Consider the following 16,521-nt stretch of genomic DNA (forward strand, 5'->3'; position numbering starts at 1 on the left):
GAAGACTTTTACATTTAAGTCAACCTATTAAGTCAAAAGCTCAAAAGCCAAGTAGCAGGTATTTGCACGTCATTCAGATTCAAAAACCACACCCTTCGGTCTCCAAGTAATTTCATTTATAAATCATTAACCTTCTATTTAGTCCCCTAATCTGCAATTTAACTCCGAATTTGTGTGAATTGACAATTAAAGACCACCCAAAAAACATGTTTCTCTCAGCTGTTTATTAATTTAGGTTTATAGGAATAAGCTAGACATTTAAACAAATAATACCAAATATATTATGGATGATTGAGAGGGTGGATAAATGAAGTTTTCTCGCCTTCAACTTGCCTTTGTCATTATTTTATTTATAGGCATATCTAATCATGTGCTCATTTTACCCCATTTGTTGGGTTTAGCTAAACGAGATGCTTGGTTCAGCGTATTAATCGCCTACGGTATTATGTTTGTTTGGATATATCTGTATAAGCTTATCTTATCTAAAAACAAAGAAGGCGAACATACCTTTATATGGTTGAAAAAGAGAGTAGGTAATTTTGTTGCCTATAGTATTATGAGTTTGTTTCTGTTGTATTTTATTGTTGCTGGTTTTGTTTCATTTTTTGATTTAATCCAATCCGTGCATATTTTTTTCCTGCCATTTACACCTATATGGATTGTTGCCTTACCCTTTATTTTTTTATGTGTGTGGGCGGCCGTTTCGGGATTCAAAACGATTATCTATACTTCGACCATTCTCTTGCCGATTGTATGGGGATTAGGTATGTTTGTCGCGATTGCAACATTAGAGGAAAAAGATTATTCCTACCTTTTGCCGTTATTTGCTGATAAAGACGCTTCTGTTATAGAAGGTGTAATCATCGTGCTAGGTGGGAGTGTAGATTTACTTATCTTTTTTATCATTCATCATTATTTTGAAAAGAAGATACCATACTGGTATTTAATATTGTTATTAACTGGTTTAACGATGCTTATTATGGGGCCCACCATTGGTTCATTAACATCATTTGGTCCAAGTATGGCTGCTAATATGCGGTTTCCCGCTTTTGAACAATGGCGGCTTGTGTCAATTGGGGATTTAATATCCCATGTGGATGCTTTAGCTGTGTTTCAATTATTAAGTGGTGTAACCATCAGAGTCTCATTGTGTTTATTTCTTATTCCGGAAATACTCCATATTCAAAAAAAGTGGTGGAAGGTTATGCTCATAACTTTAACTGCCCTTATCTTATATGCCATCGTTTCCTTACAGACAAGCGATATCCTTGTTTTCCATATCATTAAACATTACTTTTACAAGGTTGCCCTATGTTTTGGGGTGTTTATGACCATTATTTTATTGTTCGTGAGCTATCTTCCTAGCCGAAAGGGTGAAAAAGAGTATGACCGAGGAAAGTCAATATAAACAATTAGATAAACTCTTAGATACCGGAAAGCTAAACCATCGACACTTAGAAGAATTATTTAATCAAACATCAGATATCCATTTGGTTACACAACAAAATGTACTCACCTTATACGCCGATGGAATGATTAGTAGAGAACAATTTAACCGTTATGTACACGCGATTGTGACTTATTTCAATGAAGGATACCGCTCAAAAGAAATGACAATGCAATGGCCGACATTTTTAAAAATCCATCAAACAAAGGATATGGTGAGTCATTTGTTAGTTGGTTATGTGATTTTCTATGTAAACGGTGGCAGAAATTATTTTGCCATCGATATTGCACAAATTCCACATCGCTCACCTGAAGACTCGCAAACGGAGGTTGCTTTAAAAGGGGCAAGAGACGGATTTACGGAAGAATTACATACAAATCTAGCTTTGATTAGAAAAAGAATTAAAACAGAAAAGTTAAAGAGTGAAGTCTTTCAAATTGGGAGTGAAACAGATACAAAAACTGTGCTGGTCTATTTAGAGGGAAAGGCTAAGCAAAATGTGATTGACGAGGCGAGAAAAAGACTAGCAAAAATCGATGTCGAAAGCCTTATTAGTGCGGGGCAACTTGAACAATGGTTATCAGATAAGACATTTTCACTCTTTCCTCTTATAGATTATATTACGAGGCCAGACTTTGCAGCGCAATGTTTACTTAGAGGTCGATTTGTTATCATTGTTGAAGGGTCGCCTACTGTGTTAATAGGGCCGATGAACCTATTAGGAATGATCAAATCTCCTGAAGATGTTCACTTTCCTTATTATATTGTTGCCTTTCAAAGATTACTTCGAGTAGTTTGTTTATTTATCGCTATATTCGTGCCGTCTTTTTTCCTTGCCATCACGAATATTAATATTGACCAACTACCTTATCCTTTAATTGCAACCATCGTAATTTCGCGCCATGGATTACCTTTTTCTTTACCATTAGAATCGTTTCTCATTCTCCTTCTTTTTGAATTACTAAAAGAAGCGGGCGTTCGGATGCCGACTGCTTTAGGACAAACGATTTCAATTGTAGGGGGTATTATAATTGGAGATGCGGCCATTCGAGCGGGGCTTGCTTCTCCCACATTGCTTGTTGTTTTTGCTGTGGCGGCAGTCGCCACTTTTACATTAGTAAATCAATCACTTACTGGTACTGTAACGATCCTCCGATTATATACGATGCTTTTCTCTACTTTTTTAGGGGTTTATGGATTCGCTTTAAGCTTCATCAGTATTGTTATTTATTTAACAAGACTCGAGTCCTTTAAAGTGGCTTATTTAGAGCCGATCACATCTCTGAATTTTAGTAAGTTTTTGTCCGCTTTCATGGTAAATCCTTTTCACAGAAGAAAGAATGATAACTGGATTGCAAGTATAAGGAGAAAGAGCAAATGAAAAAGTTCTGCCTTTCGTTAGTATGTTTACTTCTCCTAGTGACATGTGCATCCTGTAAGTCTGACATGAAAGAGATACAGAACCTGAATTTTGCAACTGCCTTAGGTGTAGACTTTAAAGATGGGCAATACCAATTATATATACAACTAGTTGGACTTGAAGCTGTGGCAAAAACAGAAGGAGAAACAAGCCCTGCTCAAACATATATTTCTACTTCTTCTGGAAAAACATTATTAGATGCGTATTTTGAATTATATAAATCTGAACAGGAAGTCATTATATTTTCGCATATCTCTACAATTGTTGTCAGTGAAGCGATCATAGAGCGTGGGCTTGATCATGTATTGGATGAGTTGACGAGATATTATGAATACCGGTTAACTCCTTGGATATTTGCTACTAAAGATCCAATTGATAAGGTATTGTCCACATTAGGATTATTCAAGCAATCCTCTCTTGAAACCTTATTGCATCATCCGGATCGATCAAGTAAACAAAGCACAATGGTGAGACCGATCAAGCTTTATCAATTTTTTCGAGAAATATTTGAACCTGGGAAAACGACTTATTTACCTGGCATCACAATCACAGAGTCCCAATGGAAGAATAACCTAAAGAAAGAGCCTAAGTTGACGTATAGCGGCGCCTTTTTTATAAAAGATATTAACTATAAAGGTTTTTATATCTTGGATTCAATTAAAGGAATTAGGTGGGTATCCAAGGGTACAGAAAGGTCTTCGTTAAAAGTGCCAGATGGTGAAAATCAGGATACAATTATTGTAATTGATAACATTAAAACGAAGAAGAAGCTGGTAGATAGTGAGGGAGGCAACTATCATTTTGAAGTTCAACTAGACGTGAAAGCAAGTATTGGGAATAAGGTAAATGACCAGAAATATAATCAGTTACTTACAGAAACAAAGGAACACTTGACGAAAGAAATTAAAGATTTATTCCAATTAGGGTTAGAGGAAGGCGTAGACTTTCTTGATCTGGGTCATATTCTCTTTCGTAGTGATTTTGAAAGTTGGGAAAAGGACAAAGAAAATTACTTAGATAAAAGTGAGGTAGAAGTAAGTGCTGATGTAACGATTCAACATGCTAGTGCATTTAAAAACAAACGGTTTGAAGAACTTAATGAAAGAGGTAAGACAAACTAAACCGAAGTTGTTTGGCTCCCCTATAAGTAGACAGGTAATAAAGAGTTAGCTACTTATAGGAGAGTGTTTTTTTAATTTACCAATATCTATTTGTTCAAAGGGTATAGATTTTTTGTTTTAAGAACGACTTGTAGTTGCGGTCTATCCGTTCTCAATTGTTTTTTTATTGATATACTTTACTGTCAATCAATTGTAATTGGTGTTGCTGAATAATCTGCGCCAATTGGTCGCTATAGATTTTTTCGCCTTGTTCATTTTCAATTGTACTATACCCAGCGTCTTGTAACGCTACTGCTTGCTCCATATAAGTTGTGCCATTGAATAGACCGTTTTTCTTGTAGCGATCGTGAGTGGCTAAGAACTCACCATGGTCCTTTACGGAATCCTCCATTTGATCATATACCCTAAAAGCATCCTCAATGGTTTCATCATAGTACTCTTTCGTTTCTAGGTTTACTGATTCTCCGTCCCAATTATGGCTCTTGATTCCGAAGTAGTTATTATATTCGGACGAGAGTGTGGATCTTCCCCAATCGGATTCAAGAATGGCTTGAGCAATCGTAATTGATGGGAGAATTCGATATGTTTCATAGTTCTCTATCGCAATTGCCTCAATATCTTTAATAAAGTTTCGTTGCATTTTTTTTAGATTATTATTCTCCGCTGCCTCAATCTGATCTGTTAATTGATTATAGTAATTTTTCACTTCTTCTTTTTCTTCTTGGTTATACTCATTCTCTGCTAATACTCTATCAATCTCTTTAATTTTAAAAGCTTCATTTTCTTCGATAATAAATTGATTTGTTAGTTGTTTTATTTCCTCATCACTTATTTCTTCAATACCATACTTCACTTCTGCCATTGCTGAAACATAGCGCCAATCAACTTGAGCCTTTCCACGACTCGTTTCATCGACAACTGCTTGAACTTGTTCTGTTTGGTCAATGGAGATACTTTTTTCTTTATTCATAGAGATAAAGTACATGCCCACTATAAACAACACGAGTGTAAATAAAATCCACTTGCTCTTTTTCATTCGAATGTCCCCTTATTCCATATTACTTTCTACTAATATAACTTGAATCATGTTCATTCTTCCAGTGACATCCCTTTGTAAGACTAATAAACTAAATTTTCTATCATTACAGATAGATATGAAAGGATAGCTTAGTCTGCCGATAAAAATAGCAGGACAAAAGATGTGGTTATTTTTTTATTAATAGGTCATTAATCACGCATTTAGATAAAAAGGGGAATGTTTATGGGCAAGTTATTCGATCGAAAGGGGAAGGAAAACTTATTCCTAAACCGCGTAACATCCACGATTCAATTTCAAATATTACTGCCGTTCTTAGCGTTAATTATCATTGCAGTCATGACGGTTAGTTATGTTAGTTATTATTTTAGTATTAAAAATACGACAGCGATCCTCGATCAAAACGTAGAAGAACAATTAACTAGTTTAAACGGTACATTTGAGATGTTCTTTATGCAGCAGCATCAAATCATGACCCGAATGACGATGAATGAGGACATCATTCCGTCAGAAGGTGACAATCAAGAAGTATTAGCCTATTTCGGCGAAACACAAGAAACAACTGACGCTGTCATTAACTTTTATTCAGCTAGTGAGAGTACGGGTGAAGTTGTTATTTATCCAGAAGCTGATTTAGGAAGTGATTTCCTTGCGAAACAAAGAGATTGGTATAAGGAGGCGGCTGCTGCAAAAGGTGATCCCGTTTGGACAGCACCATACAAAGATGGTAGTACAGGGGAAACGATTATAACGATTTCTCAAGCTGTCTACCAAAATGACCAATTAGTCGGTGTGGTTGGGGCTGATGTACTTGTTGACACTTTAATTGAGATGGTCAATCAAATGGATGTAGGTGAAACGGGATATGGCATGATTGTCGATCCTTTTGGTAAATATGTTGCTCACCCTGATTCCGCGCTTATTGGACAAGCTGTTTCATTAGATTTGTCGGCAGAGTCTAATGAACAATCACAAGGACGTATCGAGGTAGGGGAGGAGATTATTCATTATATTGAGAACCCTACAACAGGATGGACTATCGGCGGTATTGTCAATACGAAAGATCTAGAAAAACAAGGGGAAGCCATCGTGTTACCTAATTTAATCACTATTGGTGTGGTTTTATTGTTAGCGATTGTAACGTCATACTTCATTACCCGGACCTTAACAAAGCCGATGAATGAGGTGGTAGGAAGAATGAAAAGTATGGCAGATGGAGATTTTACTCATGAACCACTTCCTATCAAACATAAAAATGAGATTGGCCACCTTGTAATTGCAACGAATGAAATGAATCAACAAATAAAAACGCTTCTCGTTGATGTTCAAGACGTTTCTCACACAGTGACAGCAAAAAGTGAGGAATTGAAATTAATTTCTGAAGAAGTAAAAGCAGGCACTTCACAGATTGCGACAACAATGGAGGAACTTGCCTACGGTTCAGAAGCACAAGCGAAAAGTGCGAGTGATATTTCCTCCTTTATGAATGACTTTGTTGTCAAAATTGATCAGACCAATGCGAATGGTGAGATGATTCAAGAAAAAACAAAAGATGTTTTTGTTATGACGGAAAAAGGTACGTTAAATATGCAGCAATCGACGAAACAAATGGAGACGATTCATGACATTGTCAGTCAAACGACAGCAAAAATGAAAACATTGGATCAACAAACACAAGATATTACAAAGTTGGTTGCAGTGATAAAAGAAGTAGCAGAGCAAACGAATTTACTTGCATTAAATGCAGCTATTGAAGCGGCGAGAGCGGGAGAACATGGTCGTGGATTTGCCGTTGTAGCAGAAGAAGTTCGTAAATTAGCAGAACAGGTGGCAGCATCTGTTCAAGATATCACATCAATTGTCATGACGATCCAATCTGATTCAAAAGAAGTCGTTGTTTCCTTGCAGACGGGATATACAGAGGTTGAAAAAGGAAAAGAGCAAATGGATGAAACGAATCAAACATTTGATGATATCCGCCTTTCACTGCAAGAAATGGGAGAAAGTATTGCTCAAATTGCAGAAAATCTTAACGATATTACAGCAAATAGTCAAGAAATGAACGGTACAATTGAAGAAATTGCCTCTGTGACCGAAGAATCAGCAGCAGGCATTGAAGAAACTTCTGCATCTGCAGAAGAAGTAAGCGGCTCGATGGAAAATGTGACGGAAAGCGCGAAACACTTAAATAACTTAGCGGCAAATGTTCAATCATTAATTGGTCGCTTCAAACTTTAATATAGACGAAAAAATCCTGTGAAAGCAGGATTTTTTTCATTTTTAACGAAGGTTAGGGGTTGGTATATTGTGTAGTATTTTAAGGTTCATTATTTAAATATGTAAAAGGATGGTATCCATGATTTTAATCGATGGGGCTAAAAAAGTTACTGAATATTATCGAAGTAATCCTAAGGTTGATGTTGTATATATTTCTGGATCTGTTTCCCGTGGTTGGGCAGACGAATATTCAGATATTGAAATCAATGTTCTATGGATTAAAGACCCTACCGATGAGGAACGACTTTACCCAATGAAGGAAAGAGGGGGTGAAATCCTCGATTTTTATCCATATGAAGATGAAGAATGGTCGGAAACGTATATGGTCTCTAACATCAAATATGAAATAAGTAATTTTCGCACGACAACTTTTCAGCGGATCATCGCTGACCTTCTAATCAAATATAACGGAGATATTGAAAAACAAGTATTACTTGCAAGCCTACAAAGTGGTATTCCACTCATTGGTAAAGACATATTTAAAGATTTGGCTATGTTAAATAATATTGTTGTTAATTGGGCTAAAAATAGAGTGATTTTCCGAAATCACTCTAACACTCATTGATTTATATTGTTATTAACCTCAATTTGTGGATTAATACTTTTTAGCAAAGATGCAAATTTTTGTTTATCCTTTGGAGAAACGAGTGCCATCCCATAATCAGAGCCATAAATTATTTCAAGCCTATCAATCGAAAGTGCGGAAGATGCTAAAGGATTTTTTGTTTTTGTAATTTTTTTAATATCTTTTATTGGAATTTTCTTTTTTATTGGGCCATTTCGGATGATTAGTAATTCATTATTTACTGTATATCCTGTTGTAAACCAACTCCAAACTAACAGGATTGCCAAAGGTATAGTGAAAAAAAGTGCTTCAAAGTCTCTTCCTATAAAAAATGGAGTGAAACAAGCAATTATACAACCCCAATTGATAGGATATATCCATAAATCTTTTTTTGATGGAAAATACATTCAAATCCCCTCCCTTTCCCTATTAATTTAACGTTCTTAATGAACTATAAGTTTCATTAATTGGCAATAAGCAACTTTCTACAATCATTTTAGTTATAGATACATTGTCACTTCGATGCTTCACGATGTCTAAGAATTGAAACCAACTTAAATAATGTTCAAGATATTTTGTTGCTACACCATTGAACCGTTGCATCCAGCCTTTTAGTCGGCTGTGATAGTTGTTGACGTTTTGGATATGATATAATCCTTTTACTCGTTCTGTTCCGTCTGACTTGAAACGATAATGCACCAATCCTTTGCTTTTGGCGTAGGTTGAAAAAGCCCTCCAAGCATCGGTGCAAAGCGTATTGTCCGATGATAATTTAGAGCCAATTGCCTTATCTAATTGAGTTTTTACAATTCGACCTCTACCAAGTACGCCTGAATAAGTGGATTTTTGGCGGTCTCTTGCGATTAAAACACAAACTTGTTCGTGGCTAATACCACGAAATTTTGAAGCCCCCCCACGTTTTCGAGGTTTACGTCCTTCTATATTTCTTCTCCCTTTTTCAGAGTACAGAAAATATGTTTCATCCATCTCAACAATCCCTGAAAATGTGTTGAAGTCCATTTGATTAAGAGCAGATAATATTTTATGTCTCCAATAGAAAAGGGTAACGAAATGAATGTCACCAATGAGTTCTGCTGATTTACGAAGAGAATAGCCTTCCAACATACATTTAATGAAATCTAACCATTTGTCTGGTTTATGAGTGCGGTAAAGAGGAGTAGAGGTTACATCGGAAAACGTTTTTCGACAATCTTTACAACGGTATCGTTGACGTTCAACTTCTTTTAGACCTAGTTTTACCATATACTTACCGAAACGCACGACTTGCTTAGAACTACAATGTACGCAAGCATAGCCATCTTTATTTTTGCGTTCAGTAACTTCCTGGAAAACGGGTTCACTTGCTGAAAATGACGCAATAGAATTTATAAAAAATTCTTTCAAACCATGTTGTTCAGCCGAATTCAATTTTTTAATCTCTTCTATTAATTCTCTTAAAGTCATTTAAAACCCTCCAAAACAAGCATTCTTATTTATATAATAGAACACTTGTTCGTTTTAATCAAATATCAACAGAGTTAATTAACATAGCCAAAGATTTAAGAAGACAAATGGATCTATATCCATCAGCACTCACAATACATTTGATTAATGAGTATAAAGAAGTAACTAATAGGTGGCATAGTCGATATGCATTACTTGAGAGAAATGATTGGTATATGTTACAACAAGTTCTTTTTTCAGTTGAAAGGAATATTTTAATATTATTATTCGCATTGAATAAACAATTCATTCAACACCCTGGTTTTAAATGGCTAGAGAAATCTGTCAACGAATTGGAAGTTAAACCAGTGGATTTTCTACAGAGGTTAGAGAAAATCCATATAGGACAATTAACGATGGAAGGTTTACAAGAACTTGAGAAACTATTAGAAGAAACATATCGATTAATAGAAAGAGAGTATCCTGAGGTAGATTTAAATGAAGTGAAGCAAAAAAGTAAGTTAATCCGCCCTACAAGTAATAATAGTTTTAACTAAAATTAAATGGTTGAATGGAGGAAAGGTAGATGGATGTTGAAGTAATTGTGGTTGGCGCAGGATTAGCGGGTTTGGTGGCAACGGCAGAAATCGCGGATGGTGGGAAGCGGGTATTACTTTTAGACCAAGAGCCAGAAGCTTCCTTAGGTGGCCAAGCATGGTGGTCATTTGGAGGTTTGTTTTTAGTTGATTCGCCCGAGCAACGACGAATGGGGATAAAGGATTCTAAGGAGTTAGCATGGCAAGATTGGCAGGGGACAGCTGGTTTTGATCGGATAGAAGATGAGGATTATTGGGGGTTGCAATGGGCTAAAGCTTATGTTGAATTTGCAGCAGGAGAAAAGCGGGCATGGTTACACAAGATGGGCGTTCGTTTTTTCCCAGTAGTTGGCTGGGCGGAGAGAGGTGGCCAGTTGGCTGATGGACCTGGTAACTCGGTACCACGCTTTCATATTGTCTGGGGAACAGGCCCAGGCATCGTTGAGCCCTTTGAACGCCGAGTGAGAGAACATATGAAAAACGGCTTGGTTCAATATCAACCGCGTCATCGTGTGGAGCAATTAATAACAGACAGTAAGATGGTTGTTGGAGTGAGTGGCTCCGTATTAAAAAACAGTCAAGCAAAACGTGGAGAAGGAAGTAACCGAGAGGTGGTGGGCAGCTTTAAATATGATGCAAAAATCGTTTTAGTCTCTAGTGGAGGAATCGGGGCAAATATGGAGCTCATTCGTAAAAACTGGCCAAGTAGGCTTGGGGAACCACCTAAACAAATGATCACAGGAGTTCCAGCACATGTGGATGGGAAGATGCTTGCGATTACAGAAGCAGCAGGCGGTAGGATAGTAAACCGAGACCGCATGTGGCATTACACAGAAGGAATTAAGAATTGGCAGCCTGTATGGGAGAACCATGGGATTCGTATTCTTCCTGGTCCATCTTCTATTTGGCTTGATGCAACTGGAAAGCGTTTTCAAGCGCCTAACTATCCAGGTTTTGATACACTAAGTACACTTCAAGCGATTAAAAAAACAGGCTATGACTATTCTTGGTTTATTCTTTCTCATAAAATAATTGAAAAAGAGTTTGCCTTATCTGGTTCCGAACAAAATCCAGATTTAACGGGTAAAAGCATTAGTAAAGTGATTGGCAGAGCATTAAAAAGTGTACCAACGCCAGTACAAGCATTTATGGATAAAGGGGAAGATTTTGTTATTGCTAGTCAACTAGGTGATCTTGTCACTGCCATGAATAAACTTTCTGGCAATGATTTGTTGCAAGTGGATGAAATTGAGAGACAAATTCAAGCAAGAGACCGTGAGATTGATCATACTTTTACAAAAGATTTGCAAGTGACAGCTATTAGAGGAGCAAGAAACTATCTGGGGGACAAGTTAATACGAGTGGCTAAGCCTCATAAAATTCTTGATCCAAAAAACGGCCCACTCATTGCCGTTCGTTTAAATCTATTAAGTAGAAAAACACTAGGTGGTCTGCAAACCGATTTATCAGCAAGGGTGTTAAATGAAAAGGGCTCTCCTGTTCCCGGCTTGTATGCAGCAGGAGAAGTAGCAGGCTTTGGCGGCGGTGGAGTGCATGGCTATCGCTCATTAGAGGGAACGTTTGTTGGCGGCTGTCTTTTTACAGGAAAAGTGGCGGGTGAAGCGATTGTGGCCGCATTAGATAAAAAAACGATATGAGGAGCTTATACGATGACTTATAGACTGATGAGACTTTCATATAATGAAAAAAACCATTTTCTAGGAAAGTGTCGTACCTAGAGTTGTAAGTGATGTGATATATGAGTAGTTCCTGGCAGTCTCAAATATGGTGATTAGAAATAAGAAAAGCCCACAAAAGAGTGCGTCAAATGAAGAAGAAGTGTGGGCAAATAAGAAAAGCCCACAAAAGAGTGCGTCAAATGAAGAAGAAGTGTGAGCAAAGAGGAAAAGCCCACAAAAGAGTGTGTCAAATGAAGAAGAAGTGTGGGCAAAGAGGAAAAGCCCACAAAAGAGTGTGTCAAGTGAAGAAGAAGTGTGGGCAAAGAAAAAATGCGCACATAAGAGGGGTTGAAAAAAGGCAATCCCAAAGGACAAGCTCGAGCTCTCAGCGATCCCCATTTTGATTATGTTAGCGTACAATATGCCCGTATTTTCAACTGCTTTGTGTGTGTCAACACGACAGCCCCCTATAGTGACGCGAAAACCGAATTTGCATGGCTTTTCATTTCGGTTCTCAAAAAGAAAGTGCATCCGAGAGAGTGCATGAAGAAGGTATTGCTACCTAAAATCACTCAAGTAATACCAGTCTTAATTCATGCATGTTATTCTCTTTCGGTAAAACTCTCTCTCTACTCTAGTATATAAAAAAATCAAATTAACAAAATATTAATAACATTGTAACTTTAATCTATACTAAGTATGTTATACCATTAATAAGGTAGATACAAATAAGACAAAATGATTGAATGACTGCGGAATCTCATAGAAAGTCCTATCCAAGATTGGTATTAGCAGCTCTTATTAGAGTGTTGATATAGACAGCTATTATAATGAGGAGGAATTCTATGTTGAAAAAGTCGTTGCTGTTCTCTTTGTCGCTTGTTTTATCATTGCTTGTTTTTCAGTATGATGTACTCTCTGCTTCTGCTTTGCCTCCAGATTTGCCATCCAAATCTACTACCCAAGCCCAACTTAATTCGTTAAATGTACAAAATGAAGAATCCATGAGTGGCTATAGTCGAGAAAAATTCCCTCACTGGATTAGTCAAGGGGATGGTTGTGATACAAGGCAAGTGACCCTTAAGCGTGATGCTGACAATTATAGTGGAAATTGTCCAGTAACTTCAGGTAAATGGTATAGCTATTATGATGGTATCACTTTCAATGACCCCTCACAATTAGATATTGATCATGTCGTTCCACTCGCAGAAGCATGGCGTTCTGGGGCAAGTAGTTGGTCAACGGCTAAAAGAGAGGACTTCGCCAATGACCTCAATGGACCACAGCTCATCGCAGTATCAGCCAGCTCAAATCGTTCCAAGGGTGACCAAGATCCATCCACATGGCAACCACCTCGTGCAGGTGCAAATTGTGCTTATGCTAAAATGTGGATCAATACAAAATACAATTGGGGTTTGCATTTGCAGAGTTCTGAAAAAACAGCTCTTCAAGGAATGCTCAATAGTTGCTCCTATTAAACAATCAAGCAATGAAAGGAGTCATTTAAATGAATACAATCTCATCTGTGTTTAAGGCAACGCATGGTGTTATGACTACTGAGGTTGGTGTCATCAGTGGAGATCTTGAATTACGAACGACTTCTGATAAAGAAGGTAACCTCACTCTTGCGATTACTTATGTAGATGCGGAAGAATGGTACACACTTCCTGGAATGAGTTATAAGCTCTATGATACCCGTGATCATCATGAGGTTCATCGTATGTTGGTTGCTGTACTAGAGAGACCATAGTGTAAAAAGGATCGTTGCCCTACTTAGCAGCTTCTTTAATAGAAATAGGAGGAAAAAAGGAAAGTAAAACGGAAACATAAAAGAGGATTTTTCAATTAAGCTGATTCGTTTGAGGGAAAGGAGGAGTGATTTTGTTCATTCCTCCTTTTCTTCTTACTTTTCTTGCATTCTTTTAACATTCTCTGAATGATACGGTGAATCTTTTACTTCATTTACTACACTAAATGGATTACCGTCTATATCGAAAAAATCGAAGAACGCCATCTCTCCCATATGTTGAATATCAGTCGTTGTGACACCATTATGATTAAAATGCTGATGAGCTGTTTCAATGTCATCCACAACAAAATTATAATAGGCGTTTTTTTGTTTACCTTGTATAGTGAATTCCGTCGGTTGTGGACAATTCACTTTGATTAAAGCTAACTGAGTTGACCCAGTAGGTAAATAAAATCCTGCGCCACCTTCCCAAACGTCAATTTTCTTGGCACCTAAGTATTTTTCAAACCATAATGAAGACCTTTCAATATCTGAAACAGGTATAAAAATGCTACCGACTTTAAACATAGGTTTCCTCCTTAAAAAAATGGCTTATATATAATAATATAATATATTAAATTTTTTGATATTATTTAATTTAAATTTGTATACTTTGTAGATGATATTAATGAAGATGTATGTTAAAATATAAGAACAAATGTTCCGTTAAAGGAGGGTTATGATGAGAAAAGTAGTACTATATATTGCGCAAAGTTTAGATGGTTATATCGCAACAAAAGAAGATTCGCTAGATTGGTTATTTAGTGTGGAGTCAGAAGGAGATAATGGCTATGGTGAGTTTATCAACGGTGTGGATACAATCTTAATAGGAAAGCGTACGTATGATTGGGTAATGGAACAAGAGAAGGGGGAATTTCCATACAAGGATAAGGAATGTTTTGTGTTCTCCCGATCAGATAATGAAGATACGGAATATGTGAGATTTGTTCATCCAGATATTAAAACATTTACAAATCATTTAAAAAATGGCGAAGGAAAAAGCATATGGCTAATCGGCGGGAGTGACTTACTCTATACATTCTTACAAGAAAAACTTGTAGATGAAATGATTGTTACTGTTGCACCAAGAATCATTGGTGAGGGCATTCCGCTTTTTAAGGCAGGTGATTATCAATTCGATCTTGCTTTAAAAAGCACGAGAACCTTTAATCAATTTGTTGAATTACATTATGTTGTGGAAAGGTAATGTTTTGAGAATTAATGTGCTGTCAAAATCATTCAATCATGTTTAATTAAAAAGGTTTTGACAGCATTAATTATATTTTTTCCGGCACTTGTGAAGGTAATGATATAGCAAAAAGAAAATGAGGAACCATCTGACATCGTATAAGTGCCATCCGCTGACGCTAATTTCCCATGGGTGATTATTCGCTCAATATGTAAAGATTGGACATTATTATCTTGAGTGTTAGCAAAGAAGTGAAATAAACGCTCTTTGCCAATGATTAACTGATGATTCACTCGATCCCATTGTATATCCTTTGACAAATAGTGAGAAACTCGAGAGGGATCTTTACTAGCAAAAGCATGGATCATTTCTTTGATTGTCTCTTTTTTTGGTGCATTGCTACAATCTTTAGGGTAAGTAAAAGTAAAGCTCATCGTACTTTTCACTCCTTTTTATTTATCTTAACGGATTTTTTGCCTGATTGACAAATCAATGGAGGTCGTAATATAGTTATTATTAATAAAAGAAGGGAGGATCATTAAAAATGACTGCAAGTATGAGATTACGCCACGTTACTTTGAACAGCTAATTGAATAATGTTCAAGGGCTCTGTTTTCATAAACAGGGTAAACGGGAGTAGTCTGCACATTTTTAATGGTTTTCATCGTGATAATTTCGAACAGAAAACGCAGATTGTCTGTGTTTTTTGTTGTCTCTATAAACAAAATACCACCATATATGTTTACCCTAAACACAGACAACCGAGCGACGTCTGTGTTTTTTTATGATTATATTCCTTTACTCACTCAACTAATGGAAATGGAACGTGGAACAATTAACATGTGAAATAAAAGGAGAGAGACAAATGGATAAACAAGAAGTGAAAAGACTAGCTGATAAACATGGTTTAATCATTGATGAAGAAGAGATTAAAATAAATGAGTCAGGTATGGATTTCTTAGTTGCACATGTTGTAGATAAGAAAAATAATCAGTGGATATTACGTATACCACGCCGTGAAGATTCCATGACTCGTTCAAAACAGGAGCATGCGGTCCTTGAAGTACTTTATAAACATACGGGCATTAAAGCACCGCATTGGAAGGTTTTTACGAATGATTGTATGGCCTACAAACAATTAGACGGCATACCAGCTGGCACAATTGATCATGAGATACAAAACTATGTTTGGAGCTTCGATAAGGAAAGTGATTTGACACGTTATCACGAGACTTTAGGTGCAACACTGGCAGAACTTCACCGAACGTCGATCACCTATGTGGAAGATACTGGTATTAAAATCTTTAATAGTTCCCAAGCAAAAGAGGAAATGAGTTCAAGGATGAATAAGGTGAAGGAAATTTACGGGGTAAGTGATGAACTTTGGGCACGTTGGCAAAAGTGGTTGGCGAATGATCATCTATGGCCTAATCATACAGGATTGCTACATGGCGATGTGCATCCAGGGCATATTCTTGTGAATAAAGAGAAAGAGGTAACAGGGTTGATTGACTGGACTGAAGTAGCTGTTGGTGATGTCTCTATAGACTTTACCTCTCATTATTTAATTTTTGGAGGAGAGGGGTTAGATGCACTAATCTCAGCTTATGAAAAAGCAGGCGGTAGGACATGGCCATTTATGAAAGAGCACATTATCGAACTTGTCAGTGCAGCAGCCGTTGGAGTAGCTGAATTTGCTCAACTCTCTGGATTGGAGGAAATGGAGAAGATGGCAAAAACGATGCTTGGTGTAGATGGGAAAAATCATGAAAGTAGCAAATAAACCCTAGGTAGACTCAACAAACGGGCAAAGGCTATTAAAAGATTTGCTCGTTTGTTTTTGCTACCATTTGTTCGAAATCTACAATCGGTCGTTTGAGGGAGGCAATCATACTAGAATTATCCGTAGGTAAATTACATAGTTGAACTGTTACGAATATTGAAGGTAATAGAAGAATA

General features: G+C 36.9%; 16 protein-coding genes. 11 read left to right on the forward strand and 5 right to left on the reverse strand.

Annotation, left to right across the window (positions count from 1 at the left end; translation table 11 throughout):
- Positions 1-307 precede the first annotated feature (307 nt).
- The 3 genes from MHH73_RS04080 to MHH73_RS04090 are packed head-to-tail and all read left to right on the forward strand — an operon-like array spanning position 308 to position 3,988.
- The gene (locus MHH73_RS04080) at positions 308-1,408 is read left to right on the forward strand and encodes a GerAB/ArcD/ProY family transporter (RefSeq protein ID WP_341064908.1); all 1,101 of its coding nucleotides are present in this window, start codon (positions 308-310) and stop codon (positions 1,406-1,408) included.
- A complete protein-coding gene (locus MHH73_RS04085) occupies positions 1,386-2,828 on the forward strand; it encodes a spore germination protein (protein ID WP_341064911.1) in 1,443 nt (480 codons plus the stop codon). The genes MHH73_RS04080 and MHH73_RS04085 overlap by 23 nt, the downstream gene beginning before the upstream one ends.
- On the forward strand, positions 2,825-3,988 hold the full coding sequence (locus MHH73_RS04090; RefSeq protein ID WP_191816674.1) for a Ger(x)C family spore germination protein: 1,164 nt from the start codon (positions 2,825-2,827) through the stop codon (positions 3,986-3,988). Before MHH73_RS04085 ends, MHH73_RS04090 begins: the two co-directional genes overlap by 4 nt.
- Before the next feature lie 163 nt (positions 3,989-4,151).
- Here MHH73_RS04090 and MHH73_RS04095 read toward each other — a convergent pair whose 3' ends face one another.
- Positions 4,152-5,024: a glucosaminidase domain-containing protein gene (locus MHH73_RS04095; protein WP_191816673.1), complete on the reverse strand. Its 873-nt coding sequence runs from the start codon at positions 5,022-5,024 to the stop codon at positions 4,152-4,154.
- Positions 5,025-5,249: 225 nt separating this feature from the next.
- On the opposite strand from MHH73_RS04095, the gene MHH73_RS04100 reads away from it, so the two are divergent.
- Positions 5,250-7,262, forward strand: coding sequence for a methyl-accepting chemotaxis protein (locus MHH73_RS04100; protein ID WP_191816672.1), 2,013 nt, complete (start codon positions 5,250-5,252; stop codon positions 7,260-7,262).
- A gap of 118 nt (positions 7,263-7,380) precedes the next feature.
- The gene (locus MHH73_RS04105) at positions 7,381-7,866 is read left to right on the forward strand and encodes a hypothetical protein (protein ID WP_341064915.1); all 486 of its coding nucleotides are present in this window, start codon (positions 7,381-7,383) and stop codon (positions 7,864-7,866) included.
- Here MHH73_RS04105 and MHH73_RS04110 read toward each other — a convergent pair.
- Both MHH73_RS04110 and MHH73_RS04115 read right to left on the reverse strand, forming a co-directional pair.
- The gene (locus MHH73_RS04110) at positions 7,860-8,273 is read right to left on the reverse strand and encodes a PH domain-containing protein (RefSeq protein ID WP_341064917.1); all 414 of its coding nucleotides are present in this window, start codon (positions 8,271-8,273) and stop codon (positions 7,860-7,862) included. The genes MHH73_RS04105 and MHH73_RS04110 overlap by 7 nt on opposite strands.
- Before the next feature lie 22 nt (positions 8,274-8,295).
- Positions 8,296-9,330: an IS1595 family transposase gene (locus MHH73_RS04115; RefSeq protein ID WP_341064920.1), complete on the reverse strand. Its 1,035-nt coding sequence runs from the start codon at positions 9,328-9,330 to the stop codon at positions 8,296-8,298.
- 83 nt (positions 9,331-9,413) lie between these two features.
- On the opposite strand from MHH73_RS04115, the gene MHH73_RS04120 reads away from it, so the two are divergent.
- The 4 genes from MHH73_RS04120 to MHH73_RS04135 all read left to right on the forward strand — a co-directional run bounded on the left by MHH73_RS04120 (position 9,414) and on the right by MHH73_RS04135 (position 13,334).
- Positions 9,414-9,866 carry a DUF4037 domain-containing protein gene (locus tag MHH73_RS04120; protein ID WP_341069668.1) on the forward strand — a complete coding sequence of 151 codons (453 nt, stop codon included), beginning with the start codon at positions 9,414-9,416 and terminating at the stop codon, positions 9,864-9,866.
- A gap of 29 nt (positions 9,867-9,895) precedes the next feature.
- On the forward strand, positions 9,896-11,563 hold the full coding sequence (locus tag MHH73_RS04125) for an FAD-binding dehydrogenase (protein ID WP_341064921.1): 1,668 nt from the start codon (positions 9,896-9,898) through the stop codon (positions 11,561-11,563).
- Positions 11,564-12,429: 866 nt separating this feature from the next.
- Positions 12,430-13,062 (forward strand): HNH endonuclease family protein, encoded by a 633-nt coding sequence (locus tag MHH73_RS04130; protein ID WP_341064923.1) that lies wholly within the window; start codon positions 12,430-12,432, stop codon positions 13,060-13,062.
- 29 nt (positions 13,063-13,091) lie between these two features.
- Positions 13,092-13,334 carry a hypothetical protein gene (locus MHH73_RS04135; RefSeq protein ID WP_191816667.1) on the forward strand — a complete coding sequence of 81 codons (243 nt, stop codon included), beginning with the start codon at positions 13,092-13,094 and terminating at the stop codon, positions 13,332-13,334.
- Between the two features lie 153 nt (positions 13,335-13,487).
- Here MHH73_RS04135 and MHH73_RS04140 read toward each other — a convergent pair whose 3' ends face one another.
- Positions 13,488-13,901: a VOC family protein gene (locus tag MHH73_RS04140; RefSeq protein ID WP_341064926.1), complete on the reverse strand. Its 414-nt coding sequence runs from the start codon at positions 13,899-13,901 to the stop codon at positions 13,488-13,490.
- Positions 13,902-14,055: 154 nt separating this feature from the next.
- Here MHH73_RS04140 and MHH73_RS04145 point away from each other — a divergent pair, with 154 nt between their 5' ends.
- Complete coding sequence (locus MHH73_RS04145; RefSeq protein WP_318245516.1) at positions 14,056-14,580, forward strand: dihydrofolate reductase family protein; 525 nt, start codon at positions 14,056-14,058, stop codon at positions 14,578-14,580.
- A gap of 32 nt (positions 14,581-14,612) precedes the next feature.
- Here the strand turns inward: MHH73_RS04145 and MHH73_RS04150 are convergent, their stop codons facing one another.
- The gene (locus tag MHH73_RS04150) at positions 14,613-14,996 is read right to left on the reverse strand and encodes a nuclear transport factor 2 family protein (protein ID WP_191816664.1); all 384 of its coding nucleotides are present in this window, start codon (positions 14,994-14,996) and stop codon (positions 14,613-14,615) included.
- A gap of 431 nt (positions 14,997-15,427) precedes the next feature.
- Between MHH73_RS04150 and MHH73_RS04155 the strand changes: the two genes are divergently transcribed.
- On the forward strand, positions 15,428-16,345 hold the full coding sequence (locus tag MHH73_RS04155; RefSeq protein ID WP_341064930.1) for a macrolide 2'-phosphotransferase: 918 nt from the start codon (positions 15,428-15,430) through the stop codon (positions 16,343-16,345).
- Positions 16,346-16,521: the final 176 nt, after the last annotated feature.

Source organism: Cytobacillus sp. FSL K6-0265 (genome assembly GCF_038003465.1).
In the GTDB taxonomy this organism is placed as follows: Bacteria; Bacillota; Bacilli; order Bacillales; family Cytobacillaceae; genus Cytobacillus; species Cytobacillus stercorigallinarum.

Bases quoted from the DNA above. Each gene is read 5' to 3' on its own strand.
- MHH73_RS04080 (WP_341064908.1), top strand. From the start codon at position 308: ATGAAGTTTTCTCGCCTTCAACTTGCCTTTGTCATTATTTTATTTATA.
- MHH73_RS04085 (WP_341064911.1), top strand. From the start codon at position 1,386: ATGACCGAGGAAAGTCAATATAAACAATTAGATAAACTCTTAGATACC.
- MHH73_RS04090 (WP_191816674.1), top strand. From the start codon at position 2,825: ATGAAAAAGTTCTGCCTTTCGTTAGTATGTTTACTTCTCCTAGTGACA.
- MHH73_RS04095 (WP_191816673.1), bottom strand. From the start codon at position 5,024: ATGAAAAAGAGCAAGTGGATTTTATTTACACTCGTGTTGTTTATAGTG.
- MHH73_RS04100 (WP_191816672.1), top strand. From the start codon at position 5,250: ATGGGCAAGTTATTCGATCGAAAGGGGAAGGAAAACTTATTCCTAAAC.
- MHH73_RS04105 (WP_341064915.1), top strand. From the start codon at position 7,381: ATGATTTTAATCGATGGGGCTAAAAAAGTTACTGAATATTATCGAAGT.
- MHH73_RS04110 (WP_341064917.1), bottom strand. From the start codon at position 8,273: ATGTATTTTCCATCAAAAAAAGATTTATGGATATATCCTATCAATTGG.
- MHH73_RS04115 (WP_341064920.1), bottom strand. From the start codon at position 9,330: ATGACTTTAAGAGAATTAATAGAAGAGATTAAAAAATTGAATTCGGCT.
- MHH73_RS04125 (WP_341064921.1), top strand. From the start codon at position 9,896: ATGGATGTTGAAGTAATTGTGGTTGGCGCAGGATTAGCGGGTTTGGTG.
- MHH73_RS04130 (WP_341064923.1), top strand. From the start codon at position 12,430: ATGTTGAAAAAGTCGTTGCTGTTCTCTTTGTCGCTTGTTTTATCATTG.
- MHH73_RS04135 (WP_191816667.1), top strand. From the start codon at position 13,092: ATGAATACAATCTCATCTGTGTTTAAGGCAACGCATGGTGTTATGACT.
- MHH73_RS04140 (WP_341064926.1), bottom strand. From the start codon at position 13,901: ATGTTTAAAGTCGGTAGCATTTTTATACCTGTTTCAGATATTGAAAGG.
- MHH73_RS04145 (WP_318245516.1), top strand. From the start codon at position 14,056: ATGAGAAAAGTAGTACTATATATTGCGCAAAGTTTAGATGGTTATATC.
- MHH73_RS04150 (WP_191816664.1), bottom strand. From the start codon at position 14,996: ATGAGCTTTACTTTTACTTACCCTAAAGATTGTAGCAATGCACCAAAA.
- MHH73_RS04155 (WP_341064930.1), top strand. From the start codon at position 15,428: ATGGATAAACAAGAAGTGAAAAGACTAGCTGATAAACATGGTTTAATC.